General features: G+C 61.9%; 22 protein-coding genes and 2 pseudogenes. 10 read left to right on the plus strand and 14 right to left on the minus strand.

What is annotated here, in order from left to right:
• Positions 1 to 114: 114 nt before the first annotated feature.
• Together AB4Z46_RS31480 and AB4Z46_RS31485 are read left to right on the plus strand one after the other, a co-directional pair.
• Positions 115 to 1,083, plus strand: coding sequence for a hypothetical protein (locus AB4Z46_RS31480; protein ID WP_442287491.1), 969 nt, complete (start codon positions 115 to 117; stop codon positions 1,081 to 1,083).
• A gap of 26 nt (positions 1,084 to 1,109) precedes the next feature.
• Positions 1,110 to 2,252 carry a hypothetical protein gene (locus tag AB4Z46_RS31485; protein ID WP_442287492.1) on the plus strand — a complete coding sequence of 381 codons (1,143 nt, stop codon included), beginning with the start codon at positions 1,110 to 1,112 and terminating at the stop codon, positions 2,250 to 2,252.
• A gap of 22 nt (positions 2,253 to 2,274) precedes the next feature.
• Here AB4Z46_RS31485 and mobF read toward each other — a convergent pair whose 3' ends face one another.
• Genes mobF through AB4Z46_RS31505 form a run of 4 tightly spaced genes read right to left on the minus strand, consistent with a single transcriptional unit; the run spans position 2,275 to position 7,395 of the window.
• A complete protein-coding gene (gene mobF / locus AB4Z46_RS31490) occupies positions 2,275 to 5,298 on the minus strand; it encodes a MobF family relaxase (protein WP_442287493.1) in 3,024 nt (1,007 codons plus the stop codon).
• A gap of 3 nt (positions 5,299 to 5,301) precedes the next feature.
• Positions 5,302 to 6,873, minus strand: coding sequence for a type IV secretion system DNA-binding domain-containing protein (locus AB4Z46_RS31495; RefSeq protein ID WP_442287494.1), 1,572 nt, complete (start codon positions 6,871 to 6,873; stop codon positions 5,302 to 5,304).
• Between the two features lies 1 nt (position 6,874).
• Complete coding sequence (locus AB4Z46_RS31500) at positions 6,875 to 7,066, minus strand: hypothetical protein (protein ID WP_442287495.1); 192 nt, start codon at positions 7,064 to 7,066, stop codon at positions 6,875 to 6,877.
• Positions 7,063 to 7,395, minus strand: a complete 333-nt coding sequence (locus AB4Z46_RS31505; protein WP_442287496.1) for a hypothetical protein — start codon at positions 7,393 to 7,395, stop codon at positions 7,063 to 7,065. The genes AB4Z46_RS31500 and AB4Z46_RS31505 overlap by 4 nt, the downstream gene beginning before the upstream one ends.
• A 663-nt stretch (positions 7,396 to 8,058) precedes the next feature.
• Between AB4Z46_RS31505 and AB4Z46_RS31510 the strand changes: the two genes are divergently transcribed.
• The 3 genes from AB4Z46_RS31510 to AB4Z46_RS31520 are packed head-to-tail and all read left to right on the plus strand — an operon-like array spanning position 8,059 to position 9,874.
• The gene (locus AB4Z46_RS31510; protein ID WP_442287497.1) at positions 8,059 to 8,694 is read left to right on the plus strand and encodes a hypothetical protein; all 636 of its coding nucleotides are present in this window, start codon (positions 8,059 to 8,061) and stop codon (positions 8,692 to 8,694) included.
• On the plus strand, positions 8,691 to 9,443 hold the full coding sequence (gene stbB / locus AB4Z46_RS31515) for a StbB family protein (RefSeq protein WP_442287498.1): 753 nt from the start codon (positions 8,691 to 8,693) through the stop codon (positions 9,441 to 9,443). The genes AB4Z46_RS31510 and stbB overlap by 4 nt, the downstream gene beginning before the upstream one ends.
• Before the next feature lie 35 nt (positions 9,444 to 9,478).
• Positions 9,479 to 9,874 (plus strand): hypothetical protein, encoded by a 396-nt coding sequence (locus tag AB4Z46_RS31520; RefSeq protein WP_442287499.1) that lies wholly within the window; start codon positions 9,479 to 9,481, stop codon positions 9,872 to 9,874.
• A 79-nt stretch (positions 9,875 to 9,953) separates the two neighbouring features.
• Here the strand turns inward: AB4Z46_RS31520 and AB4Z46_RS31525 are convergent, their stop codons facing one another.
• The 5 genes from AB4Z46_RS31525 to AB4Z46_RS31545 are packed head-to-tail and all read right to left on the minus strand — an operon-like array spanning position 9,954 to position 12,100.
• On the minus strand, positions 9,954 to 10,268 hold the full coding sequence (locus AB4Z46_RS31525) for an SWIB/MDM2 domain-containing protein (protein ID WP_442287500.1): 315 nt from the start codon (positions 10,266 to 10,268) through the stop codon (positions 9,954 to 9,956).
• 34 nt (positions 10,269 to 10,302) lie between these two features.
• Positions 10,303 to 10,785 carry a single-stranded DNA-binding protein gene (locus AB4Z46_RS31530; protein ID WP_442287501.1) on the minus strand — a complete coding sequence of 161 codons (483 nt, stop codon included), beginning with the start codon at positions 10,783 to 10,785 and terminating at the stop codon, positions 10,303 to 10,305.
• Positions 10,782 to 11,600 (minus strand): DUF3560 domain-containing protein, encoded by an 819-nt coding sequence (locus AB4Z46_RS31535; protein ID WP_442287502.1) that lies wholly within the window; start codon positions 11,598 to 11,600, stop codon positions 10,782 to 10,784. Before AB4Z46_RS31535 ends, AB4Z46_RS31530 begins: the two co-directional genes overlap by 4 nt.
• Before the next feature lie 23 nt (positions 11,601 to 11,623).
• Entirely contained in the window at positions 11,624 to 11,794 is a 171-nt protein-coding gene (locus tag AB4Z46_RS31540) for a hypothetical protein (RefSeq protein ID WP_442287503.1), read from the minus strand.
• Positions 11,795 to 11,803: 9 nt separating this feature from the next.
• Positions 11,804 to 12,100 carry a hypothetical protein gene (locus AB4Z46_RS31545; RefSeq protein ID WP_442287504.1) on the minus strand — a complete coding sequence of 99 codons (297 nt, stop codon included), beginning with the start codon at positions 12,098 to 12,100 and terminating at the stop codon, positions 11,804 to 11,806.
• 670 nt (positions 12,101 to 12,770) lie between these two features.
• Between AB4Z46_RS31545 and AB4Z46_RS31550 the strand changes: the two genes are divergently transcribed.
• The gene (locus tag AB4Z46_RS31550; RefSeq protein ID WP_442287505.1) at positions 12,771 to 13,040 is read left to right on the plus strand and encodes an antitoxin; all 270 of its coding nucleotides are present in this window, start codon (positions 12,771 to 12,773) and stop codon (positions 13,038 to 13,040) included.
• Positions 13,037 to 13,453 carry a type II toxin-antitoxin system VapC family toxin gene (locus tag AB4Z46_RS31555; RefSeq protein ID WP_442287506.1) on the plus strand — a complete coding sequence of 139 codons (417 nt, stop codon included), beginning with the start codon at positions 13,037 to 13,039 and terminating at the stop codon, positions 13,451 to 13,453. The genes AB4Z46_RS31550 and AB4Z46_RS31555 overlap by 4 nt, the downstream gene beginning before the upstream one ends.
• 767 nt (positions 13,454 to 14,220) lie before the next feature.
• Here the strand turns inward: AB4Z46_RS31555 and AB4Z46_RS31560 are convergent.
• The gene (locus tag AB4Z46_RS31560; protein ID WP_442287507.1) at positions 14,221 to 14,706 is read right to left on the minus strand and encodes a hypothetical protein; all 486 of its coding nucleotides are present in this window, start codon (positions 14,704 to 14,706) and stop codon (positions 14,221 to 14,223) included.
• A gap of 137 nt (positions 14,707 to 14,843) precedes the next feature.
• Between AB4Z46_RS31560 and AB4Z46_RS31565 the strand changes: the two genes are divergently transcribed.
• The 3 genes from AB4Z46_RS31565 to AB4Z46_RS31575 are packed head-to-tail and all read left to right on the plus strand — an operon-like array spanning position 14,844 to position 16,884.
• A complete protein-coding gene (locus tag AB4Z46_RS31565; protein WP_442287508.1) occupies positions 14,844 to 15,287 on the plus strand; it encodes an Rrf2 family transcriptional regulator in 444 nt (147 codons plus the stop codon).
• A gap of 2 nt (positions 15,288 to 15,289) precedes the next feature.
• Positions 15,290 to 16,213 carry an NAD(P)/FAD-dependent oxidoreductase gene (locus AB4Z46_RS31570; protein WP_442287509.1) on the plus strand — a complete coding sequence of 308 codons (924 nt, stop codon included), beginning with the start codon at positions 15,290 to 15,292 and terminating at the stop codon, positions 16,211 to 16,213.
• The gene (locus tag AB4Z46_RS31575) at positions 16,210 to 16,884 is read left to right on the plus strand and encodes a class I SAM-dependent methyltransferase (RefSeq protein WP_442287510.1); all 675 of its coding nucleotides are present in this window, start codon (positions 16,210 to 16,212) and stop codon (positions 16,882 to 16,884) included. Before AB4Z46_RS31570 ends, AB4Z46_RS31575 begins: the two co-directional genes overlap by 4 nt.
• Positions 16,885 to 16,926: 42 nt before the next feature.
• Here AB4Z46_RS31575 and AB4Z46_RS31580 read toward each other — a convergent pair.
• The 4 genes and pseudogenes from AB4Z46_RS31580 to AB4Z46_RS31595 form a co-directional block, all read right to left on the minus strand.
• Positions 16,927 to 17,058 (minus strand): annotated as a pseudogene (locus AB4Z46_RS31580) (IS110 family transposase); the annotation flags it as partial.
• A 65-nt stretch (positions 17,059 to 17,123) separates the two neighbouring features.
• Positions 17,124 to 17,552 (minus strand): annotated as a pseudogene (locus AB4Z46_RS31585) (N-6 DNA methylase); the annotation flags it as partial.
• Positions 17,553 to 17,632: 80 nt separating this feature from the next.
• Complete coding sequence (locus AB4Z46_RS31590; protein WP_442287511.1) at positions 17,633 to 18,463, minus strand: DUF932 domain-containing protein; 831 nt, start codon at positions 18,461 to 18,463, stop codon at positions 17,633 to 17,635.
• A gap of 673 nt (positions 18,464 to 19,136) precedes the next feature.
• On the minus strand, positions 19,137 to 19,443 hold a 307-nt coding region (locus AB4Z46_RS31595), incomplete at its 5' end, for an IS30 family transposase (RefSeq protein WP_442287512.1).

The raw sequence follows: 19,443 nt of genomic DNA on the forward strand, positions 1-19,443 counted from the left end.
GCAGCCGCTTCACGCTGACGCTCGTGGCGTAGGTTTTAACGCGGTGAAGAACGCGATTTTTAGGCGTCGCGCCATCGTTGCGCCCCCACTTCGACGGCGCTTTGGAGGGACGAGATGATGCACGATGAGTTCAGACCGCAGATCCTTGCCGTCGCAGCTTACCTGGCTCAGGTGGCCGATCCCCACAAGAAGCGAACTGTCGACGGTTGGTTCGCAGACTTGCCAGACATGTTCGATCGCATCCGGCAACCAGGATACGGTGAGGTCGAATACGTCCCAGAAATTCGTGTGTGCGATACCGATGCGGTAGGCGCCGAGGGTGCCCGCTATGCGATCTACGTGAATAGAGGACACATCGACTATTGCTATTCGCTCGGTCCCGAAATATTTAGCTGCGTCGATGACCAGGCTTTACGCTGGGTTACGTTGAATCCGGTGTCATCCCTTGCCTTTCGCTGGACGATTGCGCATGAGTTTTTTCACGGAGCGCGCGCTCACAACGACATAGCTCCAGCCGAGGCGTCGAGAGGTTTGCACGATTCCGATGCCATTGCTCGGGCTACTGAGTACGATGCAGATTTGTGTGCGACGGCGCACATCTATCGTCTTGTGCAGTGCAATCTCTTCGTCTTGCTTCAGAAGGGGCGTTTGTCCAGCTTCGTGTCCGACATAGGAATGCGTCAAGTCACGTTGTGTGCGCTCTTTGCCACCTTGCGTTTGCTTCCGGAACCCCCTGGTCAATCACATCTGACGCGCGCTGAGCGCTTGTCTGGCATGGTTGGGAAGCTTGCAACCATCGGCTTTAACCGAACAGATCCCGTTGCGGATCTTTCGTTGCCCGAAACTAGGAACCGGCTCATGGCCCTCTGGTCCTGTTTGCTCCGGTGTGAAGATCAGTTCCAAGCAAGGCATGGCACGGAGTATGGTGACCTTGCAACCGAGATTCATAAGCATTTCGAGAGTGAGAATTGTTCTGCCCACGTTGAGGCTTGGGGTAGCTTATACGAAGCCCAGCGCGAACTCTTTAGGAGCGATCGCCGTGAGCCGTTCGGGAAAGCGCCAACCGGAAGTTTTAGTTTTTAGAGTACTAGTTGCCGTAGGAGTGCTGATTGACCCTTATTTGCGCGTACGACGTTCAGAATTTTCCGGTTGTGTTTGGTGATCTTTTGGTTTCGGGGGCCTCCGGCCCCTCTGATCAGCAGGTTGGAGTCCCTGCTCTTGGGGACGTTACTGATTTTTTCGAAGGATCGGGATGGTCCATTTTGGGACTTCGGCAGAAGGTCAGTCTTATTTCCGACCATTGCGCCGTTGCTTGGGCTGGCAGCTGGCTCGGGGCGAGGGTGGCGATTGCTCGGCTGCGAGAAATGGCCCAGGAGGCGCCTCTCACGGCTGATTCCATCCGTGCCTACCTTCGAAGTGAGGTCGAACTGAACGAGCATCCAGCATCCTTCGTTGGCTGGATATTTGAGGAAACTGAGGAAGGTCGTGGCCTTAGGCAGTTTGGTTTTGGGGATGGCACTCTAGTTGATGGCGGTGTTCTTGGCTGCATAAGAGCCACAGGCTCCGGCGCGCCGGCTGTTCTGGAGTTTGCACAGATTGCCAATGCGACCAAATGGAAAGCGTCTGAAGAGGCAGGGCCCGCAATTTTCGGCTTCGCCTCGGCCTTGGTTCTTGCCGGCATTTTGCTCAGGGAAGAAAGGGAAGGTGGCTTGGCGGCTAAAACGCTTCGAAGCCTATTTGGCGGCGGCTATGAAGTCGCTGGTTTCGTAAATGGGAAGTTTACGAAGCTGAGTGATTTCACCATTATTTTGTGGGATGCATCGGTTGATGACGATGGACTCGTTCGCATTGAGTGGCCTCGGCTCATACTAAAACAAACCTACAAGAAGGACGTGCTGCTCTTGAAGAGCGCCATCGTAGGCACTGGCGAGGATGGGAAGCCGAAGCTGTTTGCGGAGGAAGGGCACGCGGTGATGCCGATGTTCGAGTCCACGGAGAGAATTGTCGCTGAGGACATTCTCGGTATTTCGTTCGAATCGCGATTGCTCGCCCACATTTTCATGGGGCGAACTTCGTGCGGAGTAGGAGCCTACGCGCGCGTGCAGCAGACCAGTCCTGAAACGATGCCGGCGAAGACGTTCCGAGACCTGCAGGGGTACCTATCCATGGCGCCTACAGCGAGCTTCCTGCAAGAAGTGGTTGAAAGCCTACGGTCGATGGCCCCGCAGCGCGAAGTCGCCAAGCGTTCCTAAAGTACATCAAGCGAACGCTCGCTCAAACTCGGCCCGCAAGGCCGGCCCCGTCCGCGGGTGCCCCTCGCCTGGTGACCTGCAGTTTCATACCATCGGCCGAGCCTGTTGCCAGACGCAGCTTGATCTTGCCAACGCGCTCCATCTGCCGCTCGCGCTGGATCTCCAATGCCGTGGTCTTGTCGAACTGCCTGGCGATCGCCACTGGCAGGGCTTCGACCGAGTTCGTGTACACCCGCGCCTCGTGGCGCGGGCGGCTGACCGCTACGTAGTAGAGATTCATGGACGTGGTGCGACTATTGGTGTCCAGGTCGATCAAGGCCCGATCGCTGGTCAGCCCTTGGGAGCTGTGGACCGTGGATGCGTAGGCGTGCTCCAGATGCAGCGGCTTGTCGGCCAACAGTTCGAGCCTGCGCACTGGGCGGCCGTATTCGTTCTGAGCAACGGTTTCGAGCTGCACCAGTTTGCCCACCATGCCTGCCACGCGCATGCGGTCACCGTTTGTCAGGTCGAACGAAGAATCGTTTCGATTGATCCGTATGGTGTCGCCTACTGATAGCTCCACCGTCTCCAAGTGATACACGCTGAGCTTCGTGATCTGGCGTGGGCTGATCGTGACCTCAGTGCCATCGGTTCGCTGCAGCATCAGCTTGTTGTTCGGCAATGCCTCCTTCACCCGGTACAGCTCTCCCTTTGCCAAGCCCTTCAGAGGGTACGGCCTCTCGGGCTGGATCACCATGCCGGGCTGATAGCTGGGGGCATACCGACGCTGCGCCTGAGTCATGTCCACGCGGGTCAGGATTTCGACGTCGCGCCCCTTGCCCACCAGGTCCAGGCCCTCGCGCACCATTTCGATCAAGTCGCGTCGGGCTTCGTTCGTTCCGGCAACGATGAGCGTTCCGCGGCGGTCCTCCGGCGCCAGGGAGAGATAGTCGCTTGCAATGGCATGGCGGCGCAGCGTAGCGTCCTTCACCTCTTCGACGTGAGCCAGATGAGATAGCGACAGGCTCGAACGTCCCTCGGCGGCGTGCTCCACGGCCTTCTTGAGTTCAGGGTCCTTCTGACGCTGGATCTCGTGAATCCGCGCCGTCGGCATGCCTTCCTGCTGCAGCTGCGCGAATGGCTTTCCAGCCTCGATGGCCTCGGTCTGCTTCGTATCGCCGAGCAGCACCATGCGCGCCCCGGCCTTCTCCACGATGCGCATCACCTGCGCCATCTGCCGCACGCCCACCACGCCCGCCTCGTCGAGCACGATGAGAGTGCGGGCATCGATGGGCTTTTCCTTCGTGTGGAGAAAGCTTGCCAACGTATGCGCCTCGAGGCCTTCCTCCTTCAGCGCCTTCACCTGGTTGCCGTACGGCGCTAAGGCAACGATGCGGTATTGCGGCCTGGCGTCACGGCCTTCGCTCGAACCTTCTGTCCGCATGACGGTCGAAGCTTTCTGAAGCAGCGCCACCGCCCTGTTCACCGTGTAGGTCTTCCCGGTGCCTGCGTCCCCCTGGATGCCCACGAAGCGGTTCGACGTGCCAAGGATCATCTCGACGGCTGCACGCTGGCCACCGTTCAGCTTCGATCCGTCAAGCGCATGCTTGAGCACGGCGATGTCGAGAATCGGTGCCACTTGGCCACGCCCGGCGCGTTCGATGGCGAGGACGGCCCGTTCGAGTTTGAGTAGCTTGATGGTCGTGTAGCGCTTCTGCGTCCGCACGAGAAATCCGCGCTGGATCGCGTGCTCGACGTACTTTCGTGCGTCCTTCTCGCTCCAACCCTTTTTTTTCCGCCCGTAGAGTTGCCAGCCTGCGGCAGTGAGCTCTCGATTGTCCGACTGGTTCACGCTGCGATACCTCGCCGGCGCCTCGATCAATGCGCCTCGCTCGACCAGCCGCTTGATCTGCGCGTTGATCTCGTCCGAGCCTACCCCGTGGTTGACCCCGCGCGCCAATGCCGTGGCCTTGAGATCGCTGTCTACCATGATCGCCTCGCGCTCGGCCAGGTGCTTGATTGCGAATCCGACCGCCTCTGCTGCCGGAAGAATTCCGGCGGGCAGGTCCGAAGTCACACTTGCGGAACCCGAGCCGCTGTCGCCGCTCCCACCGTCATGGTGTCCGGTGCTGCCTTGCGAGGGAGATCCCCCGCTGACCGGCCCATAGGTGCGGCCATCGAGTCGCGACCGTTCACCGTAGTCAATGCCCAACACGCGGCTCTTCTCCGCCCAGTACTGCTTAATCAGTTCGCGGTCCGACTCGTCTTTGCGCGGCCTCGTAGCCAGGGAAATGATCTGCTTCTCGAGCGCCGTCGCCGTCGCACGCGTCTTGCCATCGTTCGCCAGCGCCTCCTCGATCACGTTTGCGCGGGCAGAGAACGCCGCAATCTGGTCGCGGTTGATGTGGGCCAGTTCGAAATTGCCCTTTCCGTCGAGGACGCGGATCGCGTAGCCCAACTCGCGCAGACCCTTGGCCAGTTCCGCCTTGTACAGCGCGTCGATCTCGTGCTGAACCCGGTAGATCTCTTCGTTCGAGAGAGATCGCCAGGCTCCATCGGCACGTCGCGTCATGTTGAGTACCACCGCGTGCGTGTGCAACTGGGGGTCCTTCGCGCGGCTGAGCTCGTGTCGAAACTTGCCAATGACCATGTTGGACGTTCGCTCGCGGGAGCTCTTGCCTTTGACTTTCTTGCGCGCCACCGCCAAACGCTCGACCCGTTCAAGGGCACGCGTGACCGCACGATCGTGCGCATCGGTGACTTCAGTGTCACCGGCGACCAGCGCCTGCATGGACACTGACTTTGGTGCCGAGAATGTCAGATCCAGTCCCATGCGCTTCTTGTGGGCGGGATCGAACGTCGTCTGGATCACATCTCCGTTTGGCAACTGCCCATTGAAGAGGCGCGACAACTGCGCTTGGTCGACGGGGCCAATCAGGCCCAGCAACCGAGCGCCCTCCCCTTGCCACTGACCCGGGTGTTCCTTCGCATAGTAGTCGTCGCCGGAAGAAAAATAGTGTGCGGCCGCGTATTGGTTGTTGCCGCGGATCGAAGTCACGTTGAGCATGGCTCAGCTGGCCGTCTTGATCTCGATAGGCGTCGCGCGATGCGGATAGTTGACGTAGGGCACTTCGATCTTCGTGACAGGGAAGTCCTCGGCGAACATGACGTACCCCTGCAGGTCCTTGAGGTTCGAGATTTCGGAGTCCATCACCACCGGCTCGGGCAGGCTGGCCACCAGCTGTCGGCTCCGCCCGCCTCCACCGCTGCCGGCGTTCGTCGTCACCTGCAGCCGTTCGACGTGTTGCTTTCCCAGGATCTCGCTCGCCTTATCTGCGTTGAACGCGTTCGACGCGCCGAAGATCAGGTAGTTGCGGAAACATGCCAAGAGGATCTTGGCCGCGTCCTTGCCGTAGGTCTCGTCGAGCTGGGACCAATCCTGAATCGAGCCGACGATGCGCAGACCGTGTTTTCGGCCCTTGGTCGCCGCCGGCACGAAGGATTCCAGCTTTCCGAGCGAATTCAGTTCGTCCAGAAACAGCCACAGCCGCGTCCCTGTCATGGGCTCGTGGCTCAAGGCCGTGGCGCAGATCATGTCGATCCACATGGCCACCAGGGGGCGCTGCTCGCCGCGCATGTCCTCGCGCCACGTGATGAAGAGGTTGCCAGGCTGGTCGCTGTGCACCCAGCTGCGAAGCGAAAACTCCCCCCTGCTCATGAAGCGCAACGGCCTCACGTACTTGTTCATCATGAACTGCACCGACGCGATGGCCTTCTCGGCGTTCTCGCGGAAGTAGCCCTGCGAGTCGGTGCCCGACAGAAATGCACGAATGACATCCCCATCCTCGCGAACCAGCAAGTTCACCAGTGCGTCCTGATCACAGTTCATCGTCTCATGGAGCTTGCGCATGGTGTCGGCCAGAACATCGCGCGTGTACGAGCACCATTGTTCGTCGCTGGGGTCGACCTGCGGCGGAATGATGCTTTTGGCGATCCGGCCGAAGTCGTGCACGCCATGGATTTCGTTGAAGACGGTCCAGCCTACCGAGCGAGCGTCGAAGGGATTCAGAATGGTGTCGCCCGGGAAGCTGAACTTCGAGTAGAAGGTGCCGTTCGGATCGATCACGACCATCTTGTCGCGCCGCTTGATGGCGGAGGCGATCATGGCCTCCATCGCGACGGACTTGCCGGCGCCGACAGACGCGCAGATGAGCGTATTGCGATTCTCCAGATGGAGCGGCATCGGCATCGGCCCGATCATGATCGGAGCAAGGGGGCCGTTGCCCTCCCCGACCTTGCGCCGGCGAGCATTCTCCTGGCGATTGGCGGCCTCCACCTTGCCCTTGACGCTGTGCCAGTTGGCCATGCGCGCGCCGCGCATCCAGCGGCGAAACTGGGCGCCCCTGAAGCCGTCGTCGCCGTACTCGCGGAGGAGGTATGCCACGCCGGCGGCCAGGGCCACTCCCACAGCCAGGCCGCCCATCAGCCATGGGCTGTGCGGCGTCGCTCGAAGAGCCTCGTTGAGCGTATTCGGAAACGGCAGGAGCTTGACCCCGCCCGCATAGGCACCGGTGATCCAGCCGGCGATCGGAAGGCTGACCCCGAACACCAGGGTAGCGCTTTCGACTTCGTGCTTCTGCATGTCAGACCCGTCCAAGCATGAATTCGCAGCGACGGGCCAGCAGCTGGGCCAGTTGCTCGGCATCGTGTGCCGCATCCACGCAATCTCGGCACAGCGCGGCGGTCAGTGCATTCTTGAGCCATTCGCTCGCCTCGAGCGAGCCCAGTACTTCGTTGATCTCGGCAAATATCCGATCGTTCGAGGTAAGGGTCATACCGAGTCCCTCCCAAAGCGCGTCAAGGCTTTGGCCAGCTCGGGGAGCATGGTCTCGAGAACGTCGGTGGGTCCATGCGCGCCCTGGCACGCGAGGACCAACTCGTTGAGCTCGCCAGTCGTGGCTCTTCTTCGGGTCAGGACCAGCAGCATCGCGAGCACTGCATGCGCGTCCTGCAGGCTCCGCTTCATGTCGGCCAGCTGCCTGGAGAGCTCCGCGCGGTCCGTCCAGTCGCCGTCGGCGCGGCTGTCGTACCGGACGCTTCCGACCTCATGGCGGCCCATCACCCGGTCGCGGATGTACTTCGACAGATGCTGGTAGCCCGCCAACGCAGCGGCTTGTTGAACACGGGCGCGATCCTGATTCGTGAACCAGACAGGGATGGGACTACCCGTCCTCACGAATCCATTCCTCCGCATTGCTGAGTCCCGCAAGACCACACCAATCCCGGCTGAAGCGGTGAAGAAAGGCAGCGCAATCGAGGGGTCGATATTTCGAACAGCAACATCTCTTCTCCTATAGATATTGTTCTAGCAAGAAACCTAGGACTGATGCTGTCTGCAGCCTGATTCGCTAGCAAGAGGATATTTCTCTCTTTCTGACTGATCTCTCTCGTTTCTCTCACTGGGACAAGGACTTAGACCCCCCGAAGGGGGTGCGTGATGTGTATTGAGATTTTGGGCCTGTTAAGGACCGGAATCTCTCACGTTAAGGGGCGTGCAAATCAGGCAGGCCGAAGGCCGTGGGATCGGAAATGTCCGAAAGCGCAACAGAAAACGGGCGTTGTCTGAACGAATGCAAAAACTGGACGCAGCATCAATCAGACTCCGCACATAGAAGACAAATACGTCAGGCAAACAAAAGTCGGACGATTCAGTGACTACGTTGGATGTCGTGAAGAGAACTGACCACAAACGAACGCGTGAGGCGACCACGCCTCCGCGCAAGGCCTTCGGGAAGACTTGCTGCGCTTCGGCGCGGCTCGCATTTCCATGAGTACCGAGGCACTGCGAACCGCTTTGCGTGCGGCGAGGCCGACCGTAAAGGCGACGCAGCTGCGCGAGCTGCTGCCTGATATCGAGGCGCGCCTCGCCGAAGGCGTCACGTTTTCGGGCATCCAAGAGGCGCTGGCAGGCGCGGGTCTCGTGATGACGCTCCAGACGCTCCAAACCTACGTGTATCGACTACGGCGAGAGCGCGACGAATCAGCCTCCAAGGATGTGAAGGATGTCGACCGCGGTCTGCTTCCGCCCGAAGCCGCGCCTGCCGTCGGCGACGGAGTCGGCGTAGATCCAGCGCACTCCCCTTCGCTGCCAGAGGCCGGCACTAATGCCAAATCCGTTGCGATCCAGGCAGAACAACACAACATCCCCGCACGGCAGCAAGCCATCGGCCGAACGTCGCCTACGGCCGACGCACCGAGGGGCTTGGAAGCAACCTCAGCGCCACATGACGCAGGCAACATGAGCGACGCCAGGGCACACATCGCTGCAGCACCGCAGAGATCGCACCGCAGTGATGCGGATTCCGACGAGCAAGTGCTCACCGCACTTGAGGGGGCAAAACAAGTCGCATCCAACGATTTTTCCAGATTCGCAAGAAACCTCAGCAGAAAGACAAAGCAATGACAAAGTTATGCATTTTGAATTTATCCGGCAACGTCGGCAAAAGCACGTTGGCGGTCCACCTCTTGGCGGCGTTCAAGCCAGGCGCAAAGATCGTGAGCGTCGAGACAATCAACGCGAGCAATGCCGACAGCGTGGATGGCGTCGAGGTCGAAGAGATCGCCGTCAGCCGTTTCAAGGACATCCTTCGGGAACTGATGCGCAATGACGAGGTGATCATCGATGTGGGCGCATCGAACGTCGCGGCCTTCATGTCGGAGATGAAGCGTTTTAAAAGCGCTGTAGGCGAATTCGATCTGATTTTGGTGCCCACAGTGCCGACGGACAAGCAGCAAAGGGACACCATCGCTACCATCGAGTGGCTCACCAGCCTCGGTGTCGACGCGAAGAAGATCCGCGTCGTCTTCAACCTGTTCGCCCCCAGCGAGGTCCATGCCATAGAAATGGTGTACTCGCAGGTCATTGGATACAGCCTGACCGAGGGCGCTACCAAGGCGGTTTACAAGCCCTACGCGGTGGTCGAAGCCAACGAGATTTACGAGTTGGTGAAGCGGACGAAGAAAACTATCAGCGAGCTAGCCAACGACGCAACCGACTGGCCCGAGAGACGCAAGGCCGCGCAGAAGGCCGGCGACATGGATGCGCTCGAGGCCGCCATTGAGGCCCAGATGGAGCACGACTTGGCGGAGACTGCACAGCTGAACCTGGCGCAGGTGAACGCCCTGCTCTTTGGAAAAGGCAGGAAGGCATGAGCGGAGCCGGTCCGAACGACCGCCAAGCAGCAGCGATGAGGATCCTGCTGGGCGAGGTCGAGCCTCTCGTCGCGAGAATCGCGGAGATCGCAGCCCTATTGGACTCAGCTCGCGGAGGGTTGAAGTCGGATCTGGAGGAGTTCAGCGGCAAGGTCGAGAAGGCGATGATCGACGGCACAGCCCGAGCGGCGGGCACGCTGTGCCTCAACTTCCAGTCGACAATCGGCGAGCAGGGAAACAAGCTGCTTGCGAACGGTCGCCACGCCGCTGCGGAAGTGGGTGTTCAGATCAACACAAGCGCTGCGGAATTCATCGCTGCTGCGGACACCCTCGATCGGAAGGTGCTCCGTCTTCTGCTCGTCACGTCTAGCCTCGCTCTCTTGGCGGGCATCGCTGGAGGTGGGCTAATGTATTGGCTCTTGGTCATGTAGACCGCCCATCGCTCTGAGTAAAAGCAAAACGCCCCGAGGGCCAAGCCTTCGGGGCGTTTTCACGCGAGGGCGCGCTGGCTCAGCTCAGGTGCTTGCCGATGAGCCCCGCGATCTCGAACATCGTCACCTGGTCCTTGCCGAAGATGGGCTTGAGCTTGGCGTCGGCGTTGACGTTTCGCTTGTTCTTCTCATCCTGGAGGTTGTGTTCCTTGATGTAGACCCAGAGCTGCTTCACCACCTCGGTGCGCGCCAGGGGCGTCGAGCCGATCACGGCGGCCAGTTCCGCGCTGGGGGTGAGGGTCTTCATGAAGGCCGCGTTGGGCGCGCGCTTGACTGCTGCCTTCTTCGCGGGTGCCTCGGCTTTTTCAACGGGAGCGCTTTTTTGTGTTGCCATTGCTTGTTCTTGATGGATCTGACGGGTGTCGATCTTATCGGGTTGCGTCCGCTCCCCCGAGTGCCTCCCGCAGCGTGCCCAGCATGCTCGCGAAATCGGCGATCGAAACGTCGGCGCGTTCGCCGGCCGCCATCGCCTGGGCCAGCTGCTCCAGCGCGGCCAAGTTCGTCGCCGTGCGCGAGATCAGGTCCGAGCGCGGGGGCCGCAGCATGCGGAGTTCATCAAGGCGTACCTCGTAGCTCACCCTTTCCTTGCCGTCCTTGTCGACCCAGCGCCTGGTGCGGCGATTGCCCTCGAGGTAGACCTCCCCGCCCTTCTGCAAAAACTCGCCGGCGATCTCCGCCAGGCGATCGAAACACACGACGTCATGCCACTCCGTGTGCGTCATGCGCTCACCGGTCTGGCGGTCGGTCCAATGTTCGTTCGTCGCCACGCTGAACGAGGCGACCGGGCCACGCGGCGTCTGGGAGACTTCCGGATCGCGGCCGAGGTGGCCGATCAGTTGGATGCGATTCATGCTTGCTCCGAGTTCATTGCATCAAGTTCCTTTCGCACGACGCTGGCATGGTAGAGGCCTGCGTTGTTCAAGTGCCGGACCCAGGGTTGGCCCTCCCGGCTCGGGCTCCATTTGAAGCCGTGCGCTTTCAACAGCTTCCGGGTCGACTCGTCTGGCTTGCTGTCGAAAAGGAACATCACGCGGTTCTCTGCAGCGACCTCGCGGTAGGTGTAGCCAACGGCGGCCTCCTCCTTGTCTATGCGCGCCCGATTGGCCTCCAATTCCTTGATCCGCAGCTCCACCCGACGCATGCTGGCGTTGTTGTTCGTGAGCGCATAGCTCGCGAAACCAATGCGGCCGGCGAAGTCCTTGCGCACGAGTTCGCGCGCTCGCTCTTGCGTCACCCACCCAAGGGATTGCAAGCCGACGATCTGCGCCGCGCGGTCATCCTTGAACCGACGAAGCACGCGGTTCACCTCCTTCATCCGTTCCTGCGCCGTCCGCATTCGGGCAAGCTCTGCATGCAGTTTCTCGATGGCGGCAGGGTCGTCCGAGGAAATACCGCCCTTGCCAACGCCCGCCGCCTTCCGCGCGTAGTGCTCGGCCTTTTCCTGCGCCTCGCAACTGCGGTCCATCGCGTTTCTCGCGCGCTGCAACGCGGCACGATGGCGCCCCTCGGAGTGGTGCCCGACAAGAATAGGCTGGCCAAACGGGATGCCCTCCGTGGCACCGTGGCTTGCCTCGCGGTGGACCTCGCTGAGCCGCGCGTTCTTGGCGGCTAGACCTTCAAAGCGGTCGCGCCGCGCCGCCTGCTTATCTTCATAACGATTCGTCATTTTTTTGCTTCCCTTCGCTTCGTTCAGTACCCGAGCCAGCCGAGAACCTCCGCGCCGGTGTAGGTTGGTTTGTCACCGCAGTCCTCGAAGAACTCGACCTCCGCTTCCGTGTAGCGTTCCCGGTGATGTCTCTTGATTTCGGCCAGGGCCTGCGCCCTGGTCACAGTGACTTCGATCGCGTCCTCGTAGTTCATTTCGCGTCCCTAGTGCAGGTCAGCGTTGTTGCGGTGCCAGAGGCAACCCAGCGCGAGCGCGGCTTCGATCGCCGAAGGAAGATCCCCGACTTCATCCACTTCAGCGCTCGAGGTGGGCTCACCGCCTTGGAACGAAACCTCCAGCCCGGGCAGGAAGCCGGCGCCGCCTGCTGAGACCACCGCTCGCGTTTCATAGATGCCATCGAGGTCCGACACCCAGGGGCCGCGCCAAAGGATGGCCGAGGTCTCGGTGTGGACCGGCTCGGCCGAAGCCGAATGTGTTGTGGTGTCGTTCGTCATTTGCATGGTTCTCTCCCTGGAAAAAGCTACCGGGTCCCTAGATTCCGAGCCCATCGACTGATGGTTTCGGGGGCGAGTGGAGGCTTCCCGGATCTCGCCGCCGTTTCCCTGAGTTCGTCGCCCGGTGAACGGCGCGGCCTGGATGACGTGGGAGCAAGGGGGAAGCATTCGTAACGCGAAGCGTTATGAACACCCCCTTGCAGGCGGAGCCGGTCCCGCGGCGGCCAGGACGCAGAGTCACCGGAATAGCGACGAACTCATGGAAACGGAGAGCACGGCATGTCCGGCACGCGCACACAAAACCGCCGCGCGGCGAGCGCCTACGCGGCCGCAGGCCGCCTGATCAAGCAAGCGCAGCGCGCAGGGCGACCGGAGGGCGCAGCGCCGAAGGCGCGGAAGCGTCAGGGATGGAAGCCCGCAGGGGCGAGACCGCAGGGCTCGATGCGAAGCACGACAGCCCGGTCCCGGAACGGGAGACGCCCAGCGCTCCCACGCGCAAGCTTCCTTGGCCGTAGTGGAGAACATGGTTGTTGGGCTAACGACCAGACAGGGCTTCGATTGGCAGCGGGTGTCTGTCGTACAGGCCTGCCCTGCAGATTGACGATTTTAGCCAATGTAGATATACTAGTATCTACATCAGAAAGACTGACTGAGCCGAAATGGAAAGGGGTCAACCATGAACGCGCAGCCCACCGCGAAACTCTTCGCCACCGGCGGCAGCCAGGCCGTGCGCCTGCCTGCCGAATTCCGCTTCGAGGACACCACCGAGGTCTACATCCGTCGCGACGTGGCCACCGGCGACGTGATTCTGTCCACTCGCTCACCCGTGGACTGGGCCTCGTTCATTCAACTACGCGAGCAGCTGGGGCCGCTGCCCAAAGACTTCCTGGCCGAGCGAGAGCAAGGCACGCAAGAACGTGACCCGTTCGAGGGCTGGAAGGAATGACGCTGTACATGCTGGACACCAACGCGGCGAGCGAGGCTATGCGCGGCCATTCTGCATTCGATGCCCGTCTGCAAAACCTGCCTCCCGGCATGTGGGCGATATCGGCGGTCACGTGCTCCGAGATCCGCTACGGCGTCGCCAAACGGCCGGAGGCCGTCCGGCTGCATCGGATCGTGGAGGAGTTCCTTCGCATCGCACCCATCCTGCCCTGGGACGCCAAGGCGGCGAACCGACACGGCGAGCTGCGCGCGGATCTGCGCACGCGCGGCACGCCGATTGGCGACTTCGACGAAATGATCGCCGCGCATGCGCTAGCAATCGGCGCCGTGATCGTCACGGACAACACCAAGCACTTTTCCCGAGTGCCCGGCCTTGTGATTGAAAACTGGCTCCGGCCGTCACCAGATCATTGATCGGAAACCAGCATGGATCGAGCCATTCACACGGCAGGGACAGCTCTCTCTGTCGCGGCAACGCTGCGGGGCTTGTGCCTTTCCGACGAACCTGGTGGCTGCTAAAGCGTTTCTCGTTACAACGGCAGGCAGGTCGCGGTGGTTGCAGCCTGCGCATCCTTCAAGGACGTTGCGAACCTCTGCGGGGCCACAGGCAAAGGACTCTGCGGCAAGCGGCTGAGTGCGATGGCCTGTCGTGACCCGGCTCGGCCGAGGCCTTCATAGCAACCATCAGAGCTCCGCACGGGAAGGAAGGAGCGTGACGGGCCAAATGGTCGGCACCAGTTCCTCGAGATCCTGGAAGATTCATGTCGATCGGCGGCATCCGGCGCAGCTCGAGATTGCGAGTCTCAGCCGGTCCTCCCTTGCGCTTGCCGCTCAAGAGCGCGTGTGCGCGCGCGGAATGTGCGGCGGCGCGCGCCGACCAGCGGGAGTAAACGACGGAAGCCTAAATGGGGCGAGACCGCAGGGCTCGATGCGAAGCACGACAGCCAGTCCCGAAACGGGAGACGCCCAGCGCTCCCACGCGCAAGCTTTCTTGGAGGTGGTGGAGAGCTTGATTGTTGGGCAATCCAACGGAAACCCTTGCAGGGCTGTCGTTTGCGGTGCCTCCGCGCGCGCGATGCACAGCCCTATCCACGGAAATCCTGCGCAACATTCGGCCTCGAATGTGATTGGAGGCGCTTCGCGCGACAGCGCGAAGCGTCGTGTTCGGCTGCTCGAATCGCCTATGCTGCGAACAGGTCCAGCTGATCGAGCCGACTTGCCACGAGCCCCGCGCGGATCGACTCGGTTGCTTCCGTCTCCTTTTTTACTCCGGCGTCCATCGGGTCGAGATTGGGCAAGGCCGGGCGCAAGAGCGGCGACGCGGCGTCGCGCTTGGCGCTGGGCGATCGCAGCCGCCAGTCCCAGCCGCCAAGCACATGGGCCGGTGTCACCCAATGGGCCCGTTCCTCGCCGGTCAGCGCGTTGCCGTGAACCACGATGGCGGGAACGTGCAGAACAGAAAGCTGCACGTAGGCCATGTGGACCGCGGTCGCGTCAATGTCGATTGCCGTCGCGTGCATGGCCTCCTGTGGATTGACGCCCTGAGCCTGGATGGCGTCTGCGCACGCAATGAGCATCCCACCGGCGCCGCACGCCGGCTCGCAGACCGTGATGAAGCCAGTACGCTGCACCTGCTCTTTCACGTCGCCCATCGTGATCTGCGCCATAAACGGAGAGCACGGCCTATCCGGCACGCGCACACAAGACCGCCGCGCGGCGAGCGCCTATGCGGCCGCAGGCCGCCGCGCCGAAGGTTTCCAGACTGGTCTTGACACCCTGCCCAATATGAAACATCATTAGTTACATGAAACGCGACAGCCGCCTGTCTTCCGTCCTGCATGCGCTGCTGCACATGGCCGAGCAGGATGGACCCGTCACTTCAGAAACCCTGGCCCAATGCTTGGGTACCAATCCCGTCGTCGTCCGGCGCACCATGGGGTATCTTCGAGAAGCTGGCCTTGTCACTTCCGACCGCGGGCATGCAGGTGGATGGCGCATCCATGCCGATCTTGGCTCCGTCACCCTGCGCCAGTTGCACGAAGCGCTGGGCGAGCCGGCCATGTTTGCCATCGGCAACCGCAACGAGACACCGGAGTGCCTGGTCGAGCAGGCGGTAAATGCCGCGCTCGAAGGCACCTTTGCCGAAGCCGAAGCGCTGCTGCTGAAGCGATTTTCGGAAATCACCCTCGCCGATCTGGCCGCTGACTTTGCCCGCCGGCATGCGGCAGCACGACGCAAAAGGAGTTGACCGTGCACCACGACGTCATCGTCATCGGTGGAAGCTATGCGGGAATGGCCGCAGCACTGCAACTCGCGCGGGCGCGCAGGTCCGTACTGGTGATCGATGCGGGCGAGCGGCGCAACCGCTTCGCCAGCCATTCGCACGGGTTTCTCGGCCAGGATGGCGTCCCCCCGGGCGAGATCGCAGCGAACGCGCGCCGCCAGCTCGACGTCTATCCGACGCTGACCTGGCTTGAAGGCCGGGTCGAAGCCGCGACAGGGCCGGTGGATGAGTTCACAGTCACGACGTCCGGCGGCGGAACGCACCAAGGCCGCCGCATCCTGCTGGCCTCCGGCGTGGCCGACCGGCTGCCTGCCGTCGAGGGCCTTACCGAGCGTTGGGGCAAAGCGGTCTTCCATTGCCCCTACTGCCATGGCTACGAACTCGGCCAGGGCCGCATCGGCATCGTCGGGAACGGTCCGATGTCCATCCACCAGGCTGAACTGCTCACCGCTTGGGGCGATGTGACCTTGCTCGTCAATGGCGCCGTGGAACTGAGTCAGGAGGACAGGTCCACCTTGGAGCGCCGGGGCGTGACGATCGAGGAAGCGCCCATCGACAGGATCGACGGACATGCCGACGTTGCGACGGCCGACGGGCGGCGGCTGAGTTTCGCGGGCTTGTTCACGGCGACACGCACTTCTCCTTCCAGTTCTCTGGCCGAAGCGATGGGCTGCGCGCTGGAAGAGACGCCCATGGGCATCCAGGTTCGCACCGATGCCGAGAGCAAGACCTCGGTGACTGGAGTATTTGCCTGCGGTGACGTCGCGCGGGCACCCCATTCGGTGTCGCTGGCCGTGGGCAACGGTGCCATGGCAGGCGCCCAGGTCCACCGCTCGCTACTTTGGCCAGCGACCCTCGCCCCCATGCAAGCGGAAGGCGGCGCCCGATGACCCCGTTTTCCGATCCGGCTGCCGTATCAACCTATGCAGAGAAGACCGCGAGGATCGTACCGGGCCTTCGGGACCTGCACCGGATGGCGGGTGTGCTGCTGGCCGAACGTGCGCCTGCCGACGCGCGCATCCTGGTGCTTGGTGCCGGCGGCGGGCTAGAGTCAAAGGCCTTCGCCGAGATGCAGCCCGGCTGGCACTTCGATGGCGTTGACCCATCCGCAGAGATGCTCGAGTTGGCCCGCATGGTTCTGGGATCACTGGCGCCTCGCGTGCGCCTGCACGAGGGCTATATCGAAAGTGCGCCCATGGGAGCATTCGATGGCGCGGCCTGCCTGCTGACACTCCATTTCCTGCCGCCAGTCGAGCGCCTTCAGACCTTGAAGCAGGTACTTATGCGGCTCAAACCCGGTGCGCCCCTCGTCGTCGCGCATCACAGCTTTCCCAGTGAAGATCCCGTCCGGGACAGATGGCTCGCGCGCAATGCGGCATTCGCGGCTGCTTCCGGCGTGCCTGTGGCACAGGCCGAAGGCAGCATCACGGCGATCAAAGAGCGGCTGCCGGTGCTTTCACCACAGCAGGATGTCGACCTGCTTCGCGACGCCGGATTCACGGACATCGACCTTTTCTACTGCGCATTCACCTTCAAGGGCTGGGTCGCACGCAAGCCATGAGGGATTGAGTTCACTGGGTCTCGTTGTGGCACGCTGTCGACCTCAGCAGGTGTCGTCCCTTTCTTTCCATGGCCTGCCGGTTCTTGCCATTGCATGCAGAATGATCAGTAGCTTGCGCATGCAAGCCACGATGGCGACCTTCTTGGGCTTGCCTGCTGCCACCAGCTGCTCATAGAAGGCTCTTGAGCCTGGATGGCGTCTGCGCACGCAATGAGCATCCCACCGGCGCCGCACGCCGGCTCGCAGACCGTGATGAAGCCAGCACGCTGAACCTGCTGTTTCGCGTCGCCCATCGTGATCTGCGCCATGAGTGAAGCCGCGCTGTAGGGCGTGAAGTACTGCGCCTTCCCACGGTCGCCGAGCTCAAGCGACATTAGCAGCTCACCGAGACAGTCGGCGTACCCGCATTCCATCCATTCGCCCAGAGCCGCGAGCATGCGCGGAAAGCGTTCGACCTCGCAGCGGTCGTACCGGCCGACGATCTGCAGGTAGCGCTCCTCACGCCTTTCGAACTGCAGTCGGTCGGCCGCGTTGCTGATGGACAGCGCGGCCAGCTCGCAGAAGTCCGAGAAAACCGCGTGCAGGCGATGGCGCCGCGCGTTCTCGCGTATGAGCGATGTGAGCTCCTTCTTGTGGGTCGCAGGCCCACTATGATGGCAACTAGCCATGGTGTTGTTCTCCCTCTTGCGATGTCATGGTCAGAGGCCCGGCCACTGTTGACCCAGTGGCCGAGCTTCGCATATGCAGATCAGCCCTTGAGGCGCTTCATCTCCTCGGCCAGCATCCAAAGCGCGCGATTCAACTTGACGCTCTGGTCGATGCCCTGAACCGCGCGCGTGCGCTGGCGACGGCCGTTGCTGGTCCTGGCTTCGAGGCCGCCGCGCACGAGGTTCTCCTGCAGGCGGTTGAAGGTGCTCCAGAGGTCGGGCTTGTTGTCAGCGATACGGCGAGGCTCAAGGACTTGTGCCTCTGTGATCGGGGCCGGCTTGGTCGGATCGGGCTCATACTTCAAAGCGATCGATGCGCGCGCCAGAATCTCGGCCTCTCCCCGATCCAGGGTGATGCCTCGCATGGCTTCCCGCTGCTCGCGCACTAGCGCGAAGCCGTCCAGCACCTCCAGGGCACCCTCGATCACGTTGTCCACGATCTCGCCCTTGTGGCGTACCCGGACATCGCCCACCGTCTCGCCGCACACCAGCCCGTTGGCGCAGACAAATCTGAACATTCCGGCCAACATCTGATAGCTGCTCGTCCCGTCGTGAGAGTTCAGCAAGATCACCTCGTTGGCCTCGGCGTCGTTGATCTGGCTGACGTGACGAAGGCGGACCATGTGCTTCGTGAAGTCGCGCTTCCCCTGATCACGCACCCGCGTCTGAGCCACCATGAAAGGCTGAAAGCCTTCCTTGCGCAGGCCGTCGAGCACCGTCGAGGTCGGGATGTACGTGTATCGCTCCGAGCAGCTGCCGTGGGCAGCGTCAGCAAAGATCGAAGGCGCGACGGCGCGCATCTGGTCATTCGACAGCGGCTCCCGGCTGCGCAGCACCGGGGAATGACGTCCAAAGCGTGAAGTGAGTTGCATGGTTTTTCTCCTTGAGAAGCTACCGGGTCCCTAGATTCCGAGCCCATCGACCGATGGTTTCGGGGGCGAGTGGCTGGCTCCCGGATCTCGCCGCCGTTTCCCTGAGTTCGTCGCCCGGTGAACGGCCGCGGCCTGGAGGACGGGGGAGCAAGGGGGAAGATTTGTAAGGCGCAGCCTTACGAATACCTCCTTGAAGGCGAAGCCGGTCCCGCGGCAGCCAGGACGCAGAGTCACCGGAAATGGCGGGGAACACAGGGAAACGGAGAGCACGGCGCATCCGCTACACGCCCTTGGAACCGCCGCGCGGCGAGCGCCTATGCGGCCGCAGGCCGCCTGGTCAGAGCAAGCGCAGCGCGCAGGGCGACCGCAGGGCGCAGCGCCGCAGGCGCGGAAGCGTCAGCCGACCGGAGGGAGGAACGATGGAAGCCCGGATGGGGCGAGACAGCAGGGCTCGATGCGAAGCACGACAGCGCGATCGCGGAACGGGAGACGCACGACAAGTCGTGCAGGACCATCGGCCAGAACGTGGTTCGCGGCGGCACCGACATGGCTACCCGTCTATTGCCGACGTACTCTTCGTCAATGATTTCGGGAGGCAGTTTCAGATTCTTCTAAAGGCTCTTCGTTGCGTAGAACGCTAGCATCGGACGTAAGGCGGCAATCGGCTGCGGATTCAACCGGTCGATGCAACACATTCGCTGAACATCTCAGCGGGTGTATGGAAGCCGAGCGCCTTGCGCGGCCTCTCGTTCAATTGTCTAGCGATCGCATTGAGTTGAAGCTGGGAGAATCCTGAGATGTCCATGCCCTTCGGCATGTACTGCCTGAGCAATCCATTCGTGTTCTCGTTGCTTCCGCGCTGCCATGGGTTCTGCGGATCGCAAAAGTACACCTGAATGTCGGTGGCCAACGTGAACTTCTTGTGAGCGTGCATCTCCGTGCCTCTGTCCCAGGTCAGTGACTTGTAGAGCTCCTGCGGC

This window comes from Variovorax sp. M-6 (assembly GCF_052114385.1).
In the GTDB taxonomy this organism is placed as follows: domain Bacteria; phylum Pseudomonadota; class Gammaproteobacteria; order Burkholderiales; family Burkholderiaceae_C; genus Variovorax.